The following is a 15772-nucleotide window of genomic DNA, read 5'->3' as shown; positions in this document are numbered from 1 at the left end:
CGTCGGATTCATCCTCAACGTCAGTCGTTCTGCGTGCGGATACAGCCCCCTCATCCGAGCGCCTTCGGCGCCCACCTTCTCCCCCGAGGGGAGAAGGGAAACAACTTCGCTCACCGCCGCTTGCCCTTTCTGACGCCCTTCAGACCGCCGGAGGGCTTGGCGCCGTTGCGGGGCTTGGGACCGCCGGGGCGGCCTTTGCCGCGCTTGGGCGGGCCGTCGCCGCCGCGTCCACGCATGCCGTAGCGCGGGACCGGGGCGTTGGGATCGCGCGGGTCCGGTTCTGACAGCATCTCCAGCACCAGACCGCCGGTGACGGGCGTGGCCTCCATCAGACGGACCTCGACGCGGCGGCCCAGCGGGAAGCGCTTGCCGGTGCGTTCACCGACCAGGGCGTGGGCGCGGTCGTCGTGGGTGAAATACTCGTCGCCCAGCGTCGAGACGGGCACCAGGCCGTCGGCGCCCGTCTCGTCCAGCCGCACGAACAGGCCGAAGCGGGTGACGCCGGTAATCCGGCCGCTGAAGGTCGCGCCGACGTGCTCTTCCAGGAAGGCGGCGATGTAGCGGTCCATGGCGTCGCGCTCTGCGGCCATGGAGCGGCGCTCGGTCTCGGTGACATGGTCGGCGATTCCGCCCAGCTCGGCGATCTCGCGGTCGGTCAGGCCGTCCGAGCCGAGGTTCAGCCCCCGGATCAGCCCGCGATGGACGATCAGGTCGGAATAGCGCCGGATGGGCGAGGTGAAGTGGGCGTAGCGATCCAGGTGCAGACCGAAGTGGCCGACGTTCTCAGGGCTGTAGATGGCCTGCATCTGGGTGCGCAGGACGACTTCGTTCACGACCTCGGCGTGCGGGGTGTCGCGGGTTTCCTCCAGCAGCTTGTTGAAGCGTTTGGTGTTCGGCGCCTCGCCCTTGTTCCACGGCTTGCCGATGGTGTGCAGGAAGTCGGACAGGTTGAAGATCTTCTCCTGGCTGGGCGTGTCGTGGACGCGATAGATCAGCGGCGTATGCGTCTTCTCCAGCGTCTCGGCGGCGCAGACGTTGGCCTGGATCATCATCTCTTCGATCAGGCGGTGGGCTTCCAGCGACTTGCGCGGCTCGATGCCGGCGATGCCGCCGTCGGGCGACATGATGATGCGTCGCTCGGGGCTTTCGATGGCCAGCGGGCTGCGCCGCTCGCGGCCCTTCAGCATGGTGCGATATGCGTTCCACAGCGGATAGAGGATCGCCTCCATGATCGGCCCGGTGGCGTCGTCCAGCAGACCGTCGATGGCGGATTGCGCCTGTTCGTAGGACAGCTTGGCGTGGCTGCGCATCAGGCCGCGCGTGAACTTGTGCCCGGTCTTGCGGCCATCCTTGTCGAAGACCATGCGCACGGCCATGCAGGCGCGGTTCTCACCCTGCTTCAGGCTGCACAGGCCGTTGGACAGCACCTCGGGCAGCATCGGCTCGACCCGGTCGGGGAAGTAGGTTGAGTTGCCCTTGGCTCGCGCCTCGCGGTCCAGCGCCGTGTTCGGGCGCACATAGGCGGCGACGTCGGCGATGGCGACCCACACGATCCACCCGCCTGCATTAGCCGGGTCTTCGTCGCGCTCGGCATAGACGGCGTCGTCGTGGTCGCGCGCGTCGGCGGGGTCGATCGTGATGAAGGGGACGTGGCGCAGGTCTTCGCGCCCCTTCAGCGTCGGGATATCCTGTTCCTCGGCCTCGCGCTCGACGGCCTCGGAGAAGCCGGTCGGCACGCCGTGCGCGTGGATGGCGATGATGGAGGCGGCGCGCGGATCGTCCTCGCGCCCGATGTTCTCGAGGATCTTGCCGCGCTTGGGACCGTAGCGATGCTCGCCCTTCTCGACGGCGGCCAGCACCAGATCGCCGTCGCGCAGGTCCGTCGCCTGCGCGGCGGGCACCAGCAGCACGTCCTTGGAGCGTTTGTCGACCGGCTCGACCCGCGTCTCGCGCGCTGATTTTCGAATGACGCCCAGAACGCGGTTGGTCCCGGCGTCCAGTCGCTTGACCAGGCGGGCCTCCCAGCCTTCGACGCCCCGGCTGAACTTGACCAGCAGGCGGTCGCCCATGCCGGGCGCCGGGCCGCGACCCTCGCGGTCGGGCATCAGGATGGCGCGCGGCGCGTCATCGCTGCTCTTGACCAGTTCGACGTAGAGCTCGCCGTCGGCGTCGCGATCCACGACATCGACCACGCCGACCGGGGGCAGGGCGCCGGCTTCGGAAAAGCCCTTGCGGCCGCGCTTGCCCAGGCGGCCCTCGGCCTCCAGCTCCTTCAGCATGTCGCGCAGGGCGCGGCGCTCGGCGCCCTTCAGGCCGAAGGCGCGCGCGATGTCGGCCTTTTCGGCTTCTCCGGCCTCACGCAGGAAGGCGACGAGGGATTCTTTGTCGGGCAGGCCCGCGACGGGGCGTTTCGGTGTCTTGACCATTGCGCCCTTTCTAACGCGCTTCGCGGCGAAAGGGTGAAAACTTGCATGAGTTGACCGCGAGGGTCGCGACGCCCAGCTTCACCCCGAAACCCGTGCCACGGAGCCTGCCTTCATGTCGATGACCGACACCCCTGTTCTCAGCCGTCCGGCGAAGACCCTGCTGGACCTGATCGGCAAGACGCCGATGGTCGAGGTGACGCGGATCGACACCGGCCCCTGCCGCCTGTTCCTGAAGCTGGAGAGCCAGAACCCCGGCGGCTCCATCAAGGACCGCATCGCCCTGTCGATGATCGAGGCGGCCGAGAAACAGGGTTGGCTGAAGCCCGGCGGCACGATCGTCGAGGCGACGGCGGGCAACACCGGCCTGGCCCTGACTCTGGTCGGCAAGCAGAAGGGCTACAACGTCCTGCTGGTCATCCCCGACAAGATGTCGAAGGAGAAGATCCAGCATCTGCGCGCCATGGGCGCCGATGTGCGCCTGACCCGCTCGGACGTGCCGCACGGCCACCCGGAATACTATACCGACATGGCCGAGCGTCTCGCCCAGCAGATTCCGGGCGGCTACTTCGTCAACCAGTTCGCCAACGACGCCAACTCCGAGGCCCACTTCAAGACGACCGGGCCCGAAATCTTCGAACAGATGGACGGCGATATCGACGCCTTCGTCGCCGGCATCGGCTCGGGCGGGACGATCACGGGCAACGCCCAATACTTTAAATCGCAGGGCTCCAAGGCCAAGATCATTCTGGCCGATCCGGTCGGCTCGGCGCTGGCCGGCTTGATCAACGAGGGCGTGGCCGGGCCGGACGGCAGCTATACCGTCGAAGGCATCGGCCAGAACTTCATGCCCGAGACGACCGACGCAGACCTGATTGACGTCGCCTATTCCATCCCCGACGCCGAGGCGATCGCCACGGTGCGCGAGCTGTTGCTCAAGGAAGGCATTCTGGCGGGCTCGTCGTCCGGCACCCTGATCGCCACGGCCCTGCGCTGGTGCCGTGAGCAGACCGAGCCGAAGCGGGTGGTGACCTTCGTCTGCGACACCGGAGCCAAGTATCTGTCCAAGGTCTATAACGACGCCTGGCTGGCCGATCAGGGCCTGGCCGAACGCGAACTGCACGGCGACCTGTCGGATCTGATCAATCGCAAATACTCTGCAGGCGACGTGGTGGTGATTGGGCCGGAAGATACGCTGGACACCGCCTTCAAGCGCATGCGCGGCGACGGCCTGTCGCAACTCCCGGTCATTCAGGACGGCCGTCTGGTCGGCATTCTGGACGAAAGCGACATCGTCCACATCATGAACACCGACGACATCACCCGTCAGGAGCGCTTCGCCAAGCCCGTGTCCTCGGCCATGACGCGCGATCTGGACACGCTTCAGGTGACGGAATCGCTGGACGCCCTGATCCCGGTCTTTGACCGCGACCGCGTCGCCATCGTGCTGGACGGCGAGACCTTCGTCGGCCTGATCACCCGTACCGACCTGATCAACCACCTCAGCCTGAACCGGTAAGCGCATGTCTGAACTGAAGAACCGCCAGGGCTTTTCGACCCGCGCCATCCATGCGGGCCAGCAGCCGGACCCGACGACGGGCGCGGTGATGACGCCGATCTACGCCACCTCGACCTACGCTCAGGAAAGCCCGGGCGTGAACAAGGGCTATGAATACGCGCGCGGCAAGAATCCGACGCGCGAGGCCTTCGAGGCCTGCATCGCCGATCTGGAGGGCGGGGTTCAGGCCTTCGGCTTCGGCTCGGGCATGGCGGCGACCTCGACCGCGCTGGAGCTGCTGGACGCCGGCTCGCACATCATCACGGGCGACGACCTGTACGGCGGTTCGTGGCGGCTGTTCGAGCGGGTGCGGCGCCGGTCGATGGGGCTGGACTTCAGCTATATCGACCTGACCGACCTTAAGGCAGTCGAGGCGGCGATCACCGACAAGACGCGGATGCTGTGGGTCGAGACCCCGACCAACCCGCTGATGAAGCTGGCCGATATCGAGGCCCTGTCGAAGATCGCCAAGGCGCACAAGCTGATCCTGGTGGTCGACAACACCTTCGCCACGCCGTGGAGCCAGCAGCCGCTGGCCCTGGGCGCGGACGTGGTCATGCACTCGGCGACTAAATACCTGAACGGTCACTCCGACATCGTCGGCGGGGTGCTGGTCGCCAAGGACGCCGAGATGGCGACGCAGTTGAAGTTTCTGCAGAACTCCATCGGCGGCGTCATGGGGCCGTTCGACGCCTTCCTGGCTAACCGGGGGCTGAAGACCTTGGGCCTGCGCATGAAGGCGCACAACGAGAACGCCCTGGCCGTCGCCCGCTGGCTGGAAGACCGCAAAGGCGTCGCCAAGGTCATCTATCCGGGCCTGATCAGCCACCCGCAGCACGAGCTGGCGGCGCGCCAGATGAACGGTCGCTTCGGCGGCATGGTCACGGTGCTGATCGACGGCGATCTGGAACGCACCAAGCGGGTGCTGGAACGGGTGCAGGTCTTTACCCTGGCCGAGTCGTTGGGCGGCGTGGAGAGCCTGGTGAACCACCCGGCCATCATGACCCACGCCTCCGTGCCCAAGGAGGTCCGCGAGGCCGGCGGCGTCACCGACAACCTGATCCGCCTGTCGGTCGGGGTCGAGGACATCGACGACCTGATCGCCGATCTGGACCAGGCCATCGGCTGACGCCGATTGACGCGCCGGGGTTCAAAACCCCGGCGGCCCTGCCTAGGCTGGGGCATGTTTGATTTTATCGCCATGCGTGATCGCCTGGCGGAGTTCCCGACAGCGGAGATGCTGATCGGGCTCTGTCTTCTCGCCCTAGTCGCCTTTATTGCGGACTTCGTGGTCCGCCGCATCCTGACCCGACTGATCCTGCGCATCGTCGGGCGAGCGGTGCATGATCTCGATGTTCTGCTTCGGCCGGTGGTGCGCAGTTTCACCCGCATCGTACCCGCCATCATCATCCATCAGGGCGTCAGCGGCGTGCCGCATCTGGCGCCCGACGCCATCACCCTGGTCCAGAACGTGGCCGGGGCCTTTATGATCGTGGCTGTGGCCATCGGCATCGGCGCGGCCCTGGACATGGCCAACACCCTCTACGCCCGCTCGCCGCGCGCTCATCGCCGCAGCATCAAGGGCTATCTGCAGGTTCTGAAGATCGTCATCTACGCTATCGCCACCATTCTGGTGATCGCGGCCCTGATCGACCGTTCGCCGTTACTGCTTCTGTCGGGCCTCGGGGCGCTGGCGGCGGTGCTGATGCTGGTGTTCAAGGACACCATCCTGTCGCTGGTGGCGTCGGTTCAGCTGAACTCCAACGACATGCTGCGCGTGGGCGACTGGATCGAAATGCCCCAGGTCAACGCCGACGGCGACGTCATCGACATCGCCCTGCACACGGTGAAGGTCCAGAACTGGGACAAGACCATCACCACCATCCCGACCTGGCGGCTGATCAGCGAGTCCTACCGCAACTGGCGCGGAATGCAGGAAAGCGGCGGGCGCCGCATCAAGCGGTCGCTGCTGATCGACCAGACCAGTGCGCGCTTCCTGACCGAAGCCGAGCGCGAGCGGATGCGGCGTTTCCTACTGATCGATGACTACCTGGCCGACAAGAGCGCCGAGATGGCGGACTGGAACGCCAAACTGGTCGAGGCCGGGCGCGACCCGGTCAATATGCGGCGTTCGACCAACATCGGCGCCTTCCGCGCCTATGTGCAGAACTACCTCAAGAACCACCCCGGCATTCGCCAGGACATGACTCTGCTGGTGCGTCAGTTGCAGCCGACGCAGACGGGCCTGCCGCTGGAAATCTACGCCTTCACCGCCACCGTGGCCTGGGCTGAGTATGAGGCGATCCAGGGCGATATCTTCGATCACCTGCTGGCGATCCTGCCTGAGTTCGGCCTGCGCCTGTTCCAGTCGCCCAGCGGCGCCGACTTCGGCCCGTTGCGGCCCCTGGCGATCGCAGCCTAGGGGCAAAAGAAAAGCGCGCAGAAGGCGGACCCTCTGCGCGCTTCAATCCTGTCATCGTCGGCCCGTCATTGCTGACGCGGCTGGCGATGGAGCCGGATCAGCCTTCGGTCTTCAGTTGACCAGCCGATTCCTTGCCCGAGCGACGGTCGCGCTCGATTTCGTAGGAAACCTTTTGGTTTTCGTCCAGGCCGCGCAGGCCGGCTTGCTCAACAGCCGAGATGTGGACGAAGACGTCCTTGCCGCCGTCGTCCGGCTGGATGAAGCCGTAGCCCTTGGTGGAGTTGAACCATTTAACAGTGCCGGTAGCCATTTTCAGGACCTCCGCTAGAAGTTGGCCTCAGAGAACGTCCCTGAAGACCTGTCGGGTCTGTATGGATCGGCTTAGACCTCGGTGCGCGGGGCAGAAGGCAGAGCGTTACGCAGAGAGATCGACCCCTCTAGGGTGGACCCTCCGGTGTTCTAATGCAAGAGCCGGGGCGTCAGGGCTCGGCCGTTTCCGGCGGGGACACCCAGTTCTCCTGACACAGCTTACGCAAGGCCGAGGTGATGGTCGAGCCGTAGAGCGCATCCTGGATCCGCTCATAGCCCTCCAGCTTCAGGGCCTGTTTGACATCACCCACTGTACGGCAGGAGCCGCTTTCGGCCAGTTGGTACGCACGTTCCAAAGTCGTCGGTCGAAAAGTCATGACCGCAGCCTAGGCCCTTTCGGGCCAAAGGTGAAACCGGGCGCCCGAAACGCGACGCAGCGGTCAGAAATAGACACTGATCCCGGCGACCAGGGCGTCGGCGTATTGCTCGCCCGGAACCTTGGCGTTGGTGCCGTGCCAGCGCAGTTCGGCCTCCAGCTTGGGCGTCAGGGCGTAGGTCGCGCCGATGTTGTAGCCGGTGTAGTCGACGCTGTTGTCCTGCTCGCGACGGCCGACCTCGGCCGAGACGTTCAGCTTGTCGGTGAAGTCCCAACCGCCGCGCACCGCGACCCAGGTCCAGGATTCCACCGAACCGGCGCCGTCGGGCGAGTGCTGCAGCCGCAGACGCGCGCTGGCCGGGCCGATCGAGCGCTTCATGTCGGCCGTGAACTCCCAGGCGTTGGCGTCGTAGCCGGGGTTGGCGTCCACCCGCCACTTGTGCGCGACGTTCAGGTCGAAGTCGAAGCCGGCCCACTGGGGCTTCATCCCGCCGGTCAGCTCCAGCTCCAGCTCCGAGCCGCCGCTCTTGATCGTTTCGGCGGCGGGGCTGACGTAGAAGAGGCCACTTTCGCTTTCCCATTCCGCCGCGCCCCACACGAAGGCGTCGCCGTCCGACTTGGAGGCGTCCTTGGAGCGGTTGTCGCTGGCGGCGCCGGCGCTGAAGCTCCAGCGGCCGGGCATCTCTTGCGCCTGGGCCGTCGAGGCCAGGATCAGGAGCGGGGCGGTCGCCAGGACGGTCGTCTTCAGGGCGGTCGTCAGGATGCGCATGGTCGGCCTCGTCAGGGGAGTGTCGAGGCCGCTTCCTAGAGGCGCTTCTTGTCGAATTTATCACAGGCTTGCGAAAACTCGTCCGTCAGCCGAGCGACAAGCTGAGCCGTCGTCGGCACGTCGTGAACGGCGCCCGAACCCTGGCCCGCCGACCAGATGGTCTTCCACGCCTTGGCTTCCTCGCCCATGTCCAGCTTGTGCTCGGGCAGGGACTTCGGGTCGATCTTGTTCTCGACCAGGGACGGGGTCAGGAAGTTGGCCGGAATGCCCGAGACAGCGGGGGTATAGGTGATGTCCGCCGAGCCCGACTGGACGATCAGATCCTTGTAGTGCGGCTGGGCCTCGCTCTCGGTCGTGGCGATGAAGCGGGTGCCCATATAGGCGAAGTCCGCCCCCATCATCAGCGCCGCGGCCACGTCCTGGCCGGTCGACAGCGCGCCCGCCAGGATGATGGTCCCGTCATAGAAGCTGCGCACTTCGTTGATCAGGGCGAAGGGGTTGACGACCCCCGCGTGCCCGCCCGCGCCGTTGGCGACCAGGATCAGGCCGTCGACCCCCGCCTCGGCCGCCTTTCTCGCATGACGCACATTGGCGATGTCGTGGAAGACCACGCCGCCATAGCCGTGCACCGCATCCACCACGTCGCGCACGGCGCCCAGCGAGGTGATGATCAGCGGCACCTTCTCCTCGACCGAAACCATCATGTCGGCCATCAGGCGCGAGTTGGTCGGATGGATGATGTGGTTGACGCCGAAGGGCGCGGCGTCGGGTTTCAGGCGCGACTTGATCTCGTGCAGCCACTCCCGATAGCCCTCGGTCGTGCGCTGGTTCAGCGAGGGGAAGGTGCCGATCACGCCCGCATTGCAGGCCTCGACCACCAGATCCGGCCCGGACACCAGGAACATGGGCGAGGCGATCACCGGCAGCTTCAGGCCGGACTGCAGGGAAGCGGGAATGGCCACGGGTCGTCTCTCCTGAAGGAATGCGTTGTTTTAAGCCACGCTAACCGAGTGTCGTCGGGGAAGGCAATCCGTGATCCTTCTCCCCTTGTGGGAGAAGGTGGCTCGCGCAGCGAGACGGATGAGGGGTGTGAGCGACCCCGTGTCCGGCTATCGCACAAGGGAGGCGCAGAGCAACGGGCGTCGCGCCGACACCCTTCATCCGAGCGCCTCCGGCGCCCACCTTCTCCCACAAGGGGAGAAGGAAAAAAGAGAGTCCAATTCGTCTGAATCGTCTGAAATCGCCCCTCCGTCGTGACGGCTCTTCCCTTGGCGGAGGCGCAGCCTAGCACAGGTGAAAAGGGGGGGCTGGCCGATTGCGGTCAGTCGAGGGTGAAGGGCACGCGGACGGTGAAGCGTGGACCGACGCTCTGGTCGTCTTCCAGCACGGGGCGGGTCAGTTGGCCGCGCTCGACGATGCGGCGGGCGGCGGGGCCGAAGCCCAGGTCGGAAGGGGTTTCAGATTCGATTACGCAGTCGGTCGGTCGTCCTCGGGGCGAGACGCGACAGGTGATGATCGCCTCGCCGCTGGCCGCAGCGCGCAGGGCTTTGGCCGGATAGTCGGCGGCGGTGGGGGCGGGCGGCCGCACCCAGCGCGGTTCGACCGAGGTCGGGATTTCCCACGGGTTCGACAAATGCAGCGAAGGCAGGGTCAGCGTCGGCGCCGCCTGCGGATAGCGCGCGAAATAGAGGGCGGCCGACAGGGACGCCGCCAACCCCAGAAGGGTCAGGATTTGTGTCCAGAAGGTCTTCACACTATTTGGCCCCCGACCCCAGCGCGCCAATGGACCAACCTTGACGGTTCGGCGCAAGCATTACCGATCGAGCCGCCCGCAAGAGCCCGCCCCATGACCCACTATACCGACAGCCTCAGCCAGCTCGGCGCCCAGACCGCCGCCCCGACCAACCCGCAGGAAGCGGTGCTGGAGCGCGTGCCCAATCCGCACGTCGACACGCTTTATGTGGCGCGCTTCACCGCGCCGGAGTTCACCAGCCTGTGCCCGGTGACGAACCAGCCCGACTTCGCCCACATCGTCATCGATTATGTGCCCGGCGACTGGCTGGTCGAGAGCAAGAGCCTGAAGCTGTACCTGACCAGCTTCCGCAACCACGGCGCCTTCCACGAGGATTGCACCGTCGCCATCGGCAAGCGCCTGGCCGAGCTGCTGCAACCGAAATGGCTGCGCATCGGTGGCTATTGGTACCCGCGCGGCGGCATCCCCATCGACGTCTTCTGGCAGACCGGCGCGCCGCTGGAGGGCGTGTGGCTGCCCGATCAGGGGGTTGCGACGTATCGCGGGCGGGGGTGAGCAACTGGCTATGCGCTGCCGGACGCCGCTCGAGAAGCGGAGCCGAGGGTAGCCAGTTACTGGCTCGCAAGCATGGGATTCAACCCATTCCCCGCTAGCTCGACAGATAAGCCCAAGCGGCAACCGCTACGGCATCTACCTGATCCTGAGGTAAGTTTTTCGCGGCAGTTGCGAACTTTTCCTTGTGGGAAGCAGGCACCCCTCGTGCGAAAAACCAATCCACTGAGCCTGGCTCGGCCCCGCGAAGGGGGGCCGCGCCCGCTTGGGTGAGTGCGCCGTGATAGGTTTCGTGGATAGTGTTTCGCGATGCGGCCGCCTCTTTGGCTCCCATGACTTTGACGCAAAGCTCTGCTGCGGCCTGGGCGGGGTAGAGAAACTCGGAGGTGAAGAAGAGCTGCTCCGGGCGGATCGCATGGCTCTTGCAGAAGGCGATGCTTTCAGCCGACTGCGGCAAGACCCACACGCCGATACCGTCGGAGACTTCACAGATTGTCGTTGGGGGAATCTTGCCGCAAAGATTCCTATGAGCTCTGCGACCAGCGTTGTCGTTGTCAAATAGGAACAACACTTTCGCGTCCGGATGCAAAGCACCGGCTCGGCGAAGCCGCGGCAGCAGTTCCGGCATGGTCGAGGGCGTGCCCTCAAGAATCCGGACGTTAACGGCAGACTTCGCGATATCAGCTCTCGCGAAGGCCTCGTCGAAAAGCTCTTTGTCGAAGCGACCCTCTACAAAAAGTGTCGGGACTTTAAGTGCCTCCAGTTGATGTTTGAGCTTGTTGGACTGTTCCTCAAGGGCATCGCGATCCTTCTTGAGTTCGTCCCAATGACGGATCAGGTAAGGTAACTGCAGAAGGCTCGCTTCCTTCATGCGGCTCTCGGCGTCATCGAGGCTGTCGATAAGGCTGATTGCATTCTTCGGGTGCACGATATCGTCAGCGCCGACCTGCTGCTTTGATATGAAGATCCGCCGAATTGCAGCCTTCGATTTCTTACACCGGGCAAGATAGAAGGCTGGCGAATGACTCGTAACGAATACCTGCGTGTCGGTGCGCCCGGCAATTACCGCGAAGCGTTCGGCCTCGGCATCTGCTGCGCCGAGGTCGAGCGAATTCTCCGGTTCTTCGAATCCCCAAACGAAGAACTTCTTATTGGCCTCGTTCTCGTTGATGTAGCGCAGCAACTCCGGCAAGTGGCGGGCCTTAACCCCGTCGCCCTTCTGCCGGAGGAGGGAGTGCCCGTCTTCGCCATGAGAGAAGTCTAGAGATCGGAAAAGAAGGCCCATATCAGTCGGGGCTGCCAGTCTGGTCTTAGAGCTGAAAAGTTCACTCAAACTGGTTGATAGACCGCTCGTCTGCTTTCTGATCGCATCGACAAAGGTGTTTGTTGCCTCTTCAAATCCGCTGCTCTCTGCCGTGGTGGCGTACATTCGTTCGATCAAGTCGCCGAAGACGTTTAAATCCTTGATGGCCGGAACGTAGGTGAAATCGATCTGGTTCAGAAAACGGGTCAGCTGAATTTTGGATCCGGTGGTCATGCCGCGGGGCGGCGTTTCAGTCATATCGCCGTCGATGTTCCACTGCCGCTTGAGCGAGATCGTTTTGCCCAGCGACCGGCGGAAGTTGAGCGGGACGTTGAAGTCGACACGGATCGCGATGAACTGCCGACCCTTCGCGGCCTTCGCTGCCTTCCGTCGGATGTCACTGAAGTCCAAGTCGAACTCGACGTCGCCTCGGCCCGGTTCGGTCTCCCCATTGAAAAAAAGATTGAGAGCGCGAAGCAAGTTTGACTTGCCACTGTCATTGCGACCGAACACGACATTCATGTCGCCCGGATGATCCAGCACGGCTGTATAGAGTGATCGAAGATAGCTGATTTCGATGCGACGAATGAGTTGCATGATGTTCTGTGTCTCACACCTGATTGTCATCGAATCGCCGACGGGTTACTTTGAAGCGAAGCCTTTCAACGTCAGTCTGTCCAGATGTCCACGTGTGGCTGGGGCGGAAAGCCTTAAGTTTCCGCGGGCGGAAGGGCCGCTCTTCGCAACCGAAGTTTAAATGCTTTTGGACAGCGGCTGCGGTCAGTCTGACAAGCTTGACCTGACGTCGTCTCGATTATCCACTTATTCTCCGCCCATGACCTCATCCTCCCGCCTCCCGCTCGAAGTCTGGGGCCGTCGCTTGATGATCCGCGCAGAGGCGTGGGCCGATCGGTCGCGGCTGCGTCGTTACGCCTATGAATTCCTGTGGTTCGGGCTGAAGCAGGGGTGGGCGTGTCTGTTCGGCGGGGCGATGCTGGCGCTGATCCTGGGGACGTTTCTGTTCTGGCCTGAGGAAGCGCCGCTAGCGCGCTATGACTTTCTGGTGCTGGGGGCGCTGGGGATACAGGCGGCGATGCTGGCCCTGAAGCTGGAGAGCTGGGAGGAGGCGCGGGTCATCTTCCTGTTCCATGTCGCCGGGACGATCATGGAGCTGTTCAAGACCTATCACGGGTCGTGGATCTATCCGGAAGAGTCGGTGCTGAGGATCGGCGCCGTGCCGCTGTTCTCCGGCTTCATGTATGCGGCGGTGGGCAGCTACATCGCGCGGGTGCAGCGCATCTTCCATATCCGGGTGCGGAACTATCCGCCGCTGTGGGCGACATGGGTGCTGGCGGCGGCGATCTACGTCAACTTCTTCGCGCACCACTGGCTGCCGGACATCCGGCTGGCGCTGTTCGCGGCGACGGGGCTGCTGTTCATGCGGGGGTGGTTCTACTTCACCGCCGACCGGACGCGGCGGTCGATGCCGCTGCTGCTGGGCTATGGGCTGGTGGCGCTGTTCATCTGGTTCGCGGAGAACCTGGGGACGTTCGCGCGGGCCTGGGTCTATCCGGGGCAGGAGACCGGATGGGAGATGGTCAGCCTGAACAAGCTGGGGGCGTGGTTCCTGCTGATGATCATCTCGGTGGTGCTGGTGTCGATCGTGCACCGGCCGGAGGAGGAAGAGGGGTAGGGCGTGAGGCGTTAGGGCCGCGCCGTCACCTTGTGATCCAGATTGGGGCGGGGGCGTTCCAGCGGGGGCTCGGACAGGGAGCCGATGTGGATGAAGCCGGCGATGCTCTCGCCGTGCTCGACGCCGAACAGGGCGACGGCGGCGGGGTCGTAGGAATACCAGTCGGTGATCCAGCTGGCCGAATAGCCGAGCGCGTTCGCCGCATGCTCCAGGTTCATGCAGACGGCGCCGGCGGACAGCTGCTGCTCCCAGACCGGCACCTTGTGGCCCTGGATCGGGGTCGAGACGACCATGATGGTCAGCGGCGGATTGGCCAGCTTGGCCAGGGCGGCGATCTCCTTGCCGGTGCGGGCCTGCGCCTCGCCCAGGACGGCCAGGGCCTCGGACAGTTCGGCGCGGCTGCGCGGACCCAGGATGACGAAGCGCCAGGGAAACAGCTTGCCGTGGTCTGGCGTGCGGGCGCCCAGCAGCAGCATCTGCTCGATCTCGGCGTCCGAGGGGCCGGGCAGGCTCAGCGACTGGGCTGGGGCCGAGCGGCGCACGGCCAGGCGCGACAGCAGCTCGTCCGAACGGACGGGCAGGGGCAGGGCGGAAGCGAGGTCTGACTGGCTCATGGCCGATAGCTAGGCTTTCGGGGCGCGCTGCGCCATAGCAGGGGCATGAGTCAGATCCGCGACATCAAGCCTCGCTGGGCCGAGGGCCTGCCGGACACGCCGCCGTGGCGCAGCCTAGGCGACAGCGTCCTGGTCGACACGCCCTGGATGCGGGTGACGCGCCATCCGGCCGTCGCGCCGACGGGGGCTGACGCCGACTATGTGGTCGTGCGGCCCCGGAATGTGGGCACGGGCGTGCTGCCGCTGCATGACGACGGGACGGTCAGTCTGGTGGGCCAGCACCGCTTCGCCCTGATGCGCTATTCCTGGGAGATGCCCGAGGGCGGAGCGCCGGAGGGCGAAGACCCCTTTGAAGCCGTGAAGCGCGAACTGGCCGAGGAGGCAGGGCTGACGGCGACGCACTGGCGCGCGGCGCTGGACCTGGACCTGTCCAACTCCATCACGGACGAGCGGGCGATGGCCTGGGTGGCCTGGGGCCTGGAGGCGACCGAGACGGCGCCGGACGAGACCGAGGTCTTTTTGACGGCGCGCGTTCCCTTCCGCGATCTGATGGCCGAGATCGCGCGCGGGGCGGTGCGCGACGGGCTGACGGTGGCGACGGCGTACCGCGCCTACCATATGGCGCGGGAGGGCGAACTGCCGGCCGCGCTGGCGCGCGCCATGCTGGGCGCGTAGGATCGCCGCCTGAAGTCGAAGGAAGCCTGATGGCCAAGCTGGAAGTCGTGCCCAAGCAGCCGGACCTGTGGGCGCAACTGCGCGCCGCAGCCGAGGACGCTGCGCGCGAGGAGCCTCGTCTGGCGTCTCAGCTGAACGCGGTCGTCCTGGCGCACGAGGATTTCGCCGGGGCGCTGAGCTTCCAGATCGCGCGCAAGCTGGGCGATGCGGAGCTGGGCGCCATGACGGTGCGCGAGGTGGCCCTGTCGGCCTTCGCCGCCGATCCGGGCATCGTCGCCGCCGCCGAGGCGGACCTGAAGGCGGTGCAGGAGCGCGATCCGGCGATCCGGTCGCTGTTGCAGCCCTTCATGTATTTCAAGGGGTTCCAGGCGTTGCAGGCCTGGCGCGTGGCGCACTGGCTGTGGACCCAGGACCGCGACACCCTGGCCTTCCATTTCCAGAGCCGGATTTCGGCGGCGCGGATCGGCTCGGGCGTCTTCCTGGACCACGGCACGGGCATCGTCATCGGCGAGACGGCGGTGGTGGGCGACGAGGTGTCCATGCTGCACGCCGTGACCCTGGGCGGGACCGGAGCCGAGCGCGGCGACCGCCACCCAAAGATCGGGCGCGGCGTCCTGCTGGGCGCCGGGGCCAAGGTGCTGGGCAACATCACGGTCGGCGACTACGCCAAGGTGGCGTCCGGCTCGGTGGTGCTGAAGCCGGTGCCGGCGGGCTGCACCGTGGCGGGGGTGCCGGCGCGGCTGGTCAACTGCCCGACCGACGCCACGCCCGCGCGGACCATGGATCATACGCTGTCCGACATCGTCTATGACTTCGTGATCTGAGACGCGGCTGTGGGCTGATGCCGTGCGGGCTTCCAATCGGCAGAGGGCTTCTCTAGGGTCCGCCGCCAACGAGATGAACGAGGCTACCCGTGACCGAGAATGATCTGAAGCGCGTCGAGACGCACCTGAAGCGCACCTTCAACCACGGCGGCATCAAGGTGAAGGCCCGCAAGGTCGCCGATTCCGCCGAAGTCTATGTCGACGACGAGTTCATCGGCGTGGTGTTCGAAGATGAGGACGAAGCCGGCTCCTTCATGTTCGAAATGGCCATCCTGGCGGAAGACCTGCCAGAATAAGCCCACACGGCTATGAGAATTGAAGAAGGCCGGAGAGGGCGTCCTCTCCGGCCTTCTTTGCGTTTGGGATCAGCGTCCGATCACCAGCCGAACAGGCGGGCGAAGAAGCCCTTCTTCTGCGGGGCGGGGGCCTCGACCGGCTTAACCGGCTCGGCGGCGGGCTTGGGCGCGGCGGCCTGAACGGGCGGTTCGACCGGCGCGAGGG

The 15772-nt window shown here is 65.4% G+C and carries 16 protein-coding genes; 8 read left to right on the top strand and 8 right to left on the bottom strand.

Annotation, left to right across the window (positions count from 1 at the left end; all coding sequences use genetic code 11):
• Positions 1-110: 110 nt before the first annotated feature.
• Positions 111-2426 (bottom strand): ribonuclease R, encoded by a 2316-nt coding sequence (gene rnr / locus RT567_RS02890; protein WP_313574148.1) that lies wholly within the window; start codon positions 2424-2426, stop codon positions 111-113.
• A gap of 112 nt (positions 2427-2538) precedes the next feature.
• Here rnr and RT567_RS02885 point away from each other — a divergent pair, with 112 nt between their 5' ends.
• The 3 genes from RT567_RS02885 to RT567_RS02875 are packed head-to-tail and all read left to right on the top strand — an operon-like array spanning position 2539 to position 6403.
• Positions 2539-3942: a pyridoxal-phosphate dependent enzyme gene (locus RT567_RS02885; protein WP_313574147.1), complete on the top strand. Its 1404-nt coding sequence runs from the start codon at positions 2539-2541 to the stop codon at positions 3940-3942.
• 4 nt (positions 3943-3946) lie between these two features.
• Positions 3947-5110, top strand: coding sequence for a cystathionine gamma-synthase (locus tag RT567_RS02880; protein WP_313574145.1), 1164 nt, complete (start codon positions 3947-3949; stop codon positions 5108-5110).
• Positions 5111-5164: 54 nt separating this feature from the next.
• Complete coding sequence (locus RT567_RS02875; RefSeq protein ID WP_313574144.1) at positions 5165-6403, top strand: mechanosensitive ion channel family protein; 1239 nt, start codon at positions 5165-5167, stop codon at positions 6401-6403.
• A 97-nt stretch (positions 6404-6500) separates the two neighbouring features.
• On the opposite strand, the gene RT567_RS02870 is transcribed toward RT567_RS02875, so the two are convergent.
• The 5 genes from RT567_RS02870 to RT567_RS02850 all read right to left on the bottom strand — a co-directional run bounded on the left by RT567_RS02870 (position 6501) and on the right by RT567_RS02850 (position 9610).
• On the bottom strand, positions 6501-6713 hold the full coding sequence (locus tag RT567_RS02870; RefSeq protein WP_003164457.1) for a cold-shock protein: 213 nt from the start codon (positions 6711-6713) through the stop codon (positions 6501-6503).
• 169 nt (positions 6714-6882) lie between these two features.
• The gene (locus RT567_RS02865; RefSeq protein ID WP_087141357.1) at positions 6883-7089 is read right to left on the bottom strand and encodes a hypothetical protein; all 207 of its coding nucleotides are present in this window, start codon (positions 7087-7089) and stop codon (positions 6883-6885) included.
• 63 nt (positions 7090-7152) lie between these two features.
• Positions 7153-7857: a TorF family putative porin gene (locus RT567_RS02860; protein ID WP_313574142.1), complete on the bottom strand. Its 705-nt coding sequence runs from the start codon at positions 7855-7857 to the stop codon at positions 7153-7155.
• A 35-nt stretch (positions 7858-7892) separates the two neighbouring features.
• A complete protein-coding gene (locus RT567_RS02855) occupies positions 7893-8819 on the bottom strand; it encodes a nitronate monooxygenase family protein (protein WP_313574140.1) in 927 nt (308 codons plus the stop codon).
• Positions 8820-9178: 359 nt separating this feature from the next.
• A complete protein-coding gene (locus RT567_RS02850; RefSeq protein ID WP_313574138.1) occupies positions 9179-9610 on the bottom strand; it encodes a TonB family protein in 432 nt (143 codons plus the stop codon).
• A 93-nt stretch (positions 9611-9703) separates the two neighbouring features.
• Between RT567_RS02850 and queF the strand changes: the two genes are divergently transcribed.
• Complete coding sequence (gene queF, locus RT567_RS02845; RefSeq protein WP_313574136.1) at positions 9704-10165, top strand: preQ(1) synthase; 462 nt, start codon at positions 9704-9706, stop codon at positions 10163-10165.
• Positions 10166-10259: 94 nt separating this feature from the next.
• Here the strand turns inward: queF and RT567_RS02840 are convergent, their stop codons facing one another.
• Positions 10260-12062, bottom strand: coding sequence for an AAA family ATPase (locus RT567_RS02840; protein ID WP_313574134.1), 1803 nt, complete (start codon positions 12060-12062; stop codon positions 10260-10262).
• Positions 12063-12348: 286 nt separating this feature from the next.
• On the opposite strand from RT567_RS02840, the gene RT567_RS02835 reads away from it, so the two are divergent.
• Positions 12349-13158 (top strand): DUF817 domain-containing protein, encoded by an 810-nt coding sequence (locus RT567_RS02835; protein WP_313574167.1) that lies wholly within the window; start codon positions 12349-12351, stop codon positions 13156-13158.
• 11 nt (positions 13159-13169) lie between these two features.
• Here RT567_RS02835 and RT567_RS02830 read toward each other — a convergent pair whose 3' ends face one another.
• Positions 13170-13772, bottom strand: coding sequence for a nitroreductase (locus tag RT567_RS02830; protein WP_313574133.1), 603 nt, complete (start codon positions 13770-13772; stop codon positions 13170-13172).
• 45 nt (positions 13773-13817) lie between these two features.
• Between RT567_RS02830 and RT567_RS02825 the strand changes: the two genes are divergently transcribed.
• The 3 genes from RT567_RS02825 (at position 13818) to RT567_RS02815 (ending at position 15567) form a co-directional block, all read left to right on the top strand.
• On the top strand, positions 13818-14447 hold the full coding sequence (locus RT567_RS02825) for an NUDIX hydrolase (RefSeq protein ID WP_313574131.1): 630 nt from the start codon (positions 13818-13820) through the stop codon (positions 14445-14447).
• A 29-nt stretch (positions 14448-14476) separates the two neighbouring features.
• The gene (locus RT567_RS02820; protein ID WP_313574129.1) at positions 14477-15271 is read left to right on the top strand and encodes a serine O-acetyltransferase; all 795 of its coding nucleotides are present in this window, start codon (positions 14477-14479) and stop codon (positions 15269-15271) included.
• Positions 15272-15360: 89 nt separating this feature from the next.
• Positions 15361-15567 carry a DUF3126 family protein gene (locus tag RT567_RS02815; RefSeq protein WP_003164469.1) on the top strand — a complete coding sequence of 69 codons (207 nt, stop codon included), beginning with the start codon at positions 15361-15363 and terminating at the stop codon, positions 15565-15567.
• Positions 15568-15772 lie beyond the last annotated feature (205 nt).

Source organism: Brevundimonas sp. (assembly GCF_032107865.1).
GTDB lineage: Bacteria > Pseudomonadota > Alphaproteobacteria > Caulobacterales > Caulobacteraceae > Brevundimonas.
This window is presented reverse-complemented; position numbering and strand designations above follow the sequence as displayed.

Coding starts and splice junctions, on each gene's coding strand:
- RT567_RS02880 (WP_313574145.1), top strand. CDS start 3,947: ATGTCTGAACTGAAGAACCGCCAGGGCTTTTCGACCCGCGCCATCCAT.
- RT567_RS02820 (WP_313574129.1), top strand. CDS start 14,477: ATGGCCAAGCTGGAAGTCGTGCCCAAGCAGCCGGACCTGTGGGCGCAA.
- RT567_RS02860 (WP_313574142.1), bottom strand. CDS start 7,857: ATGCGCATCCTGACGACCGCCCTGAAGACGACCGTCCTGGCGACCGCC.
- RT567_RS02830 (WP_313574133.1), bottom strand. CDS start 13,772: ATGAGCCAGTCAGACCTCGCTTCCGCCCTGCCCCTGCCCGTCCGTTCG.
- rnr (WP_313574148.1), bottom strand. CDS start 2,426: ATGGTCAAGACACCGAAACGCCCCGTCGCGGGCCTGCCCGACAAAGAA.
- RT567_RS02870 (WP_003164457.1), bottom strand. CDS start 6,713: ATGGCTACCGGCACTGTTAAATGGTTCAACTCCACCAAGGGCTACGGC.
- queF (WP_313574136.1), top strand. CDS start 9,704: ATGACCCACTATACCGACAGCCTCAGCCAGCTCGGCGCCCAGACCGCC.
- RT567_RS02865 (WP_087141357.1), bottom strand. CDS start 7,089: ATGACTTTTCGACCGACGACTTTGGAACGTGCGTACCAACTGGCCGAA.
- RT567_RS02840 (WP_313574134.1), bottom strand. CDS start 12,062: ATGCAACTCATTCGTCGCATCGAAATCAGCTATCTTCGATCACTCTAT.
- RT567_RS02875 (WP_313574144.1), top strand. CDS start 5,165: ATGTTTGATTTTATCGCCATGCGTGATCGCCTGGCGGAGTTCCCGACA.
- RT567_RS02825 (WP_313574131.1), top strand. CDS start 13,818: ATGAGTCAGATCCGCGACATCAAGCCTCGCTGGGCCGAGGGCCTGCCG.
- RT567_RS02885 (WP_313574147.1), top strand. CDS start 2,539: ATGTCGATGACCGACACCCCTGTTCTCAGCCGTCCGGCGAAGACCCTG.
- RT567_RS02835 (WP_313574167.1), top strand. CDS start 12,349: ATGATCCGCGCAGAGGCGTGGGCCGATCGGTCGCGGCTGCGTCGTTAC.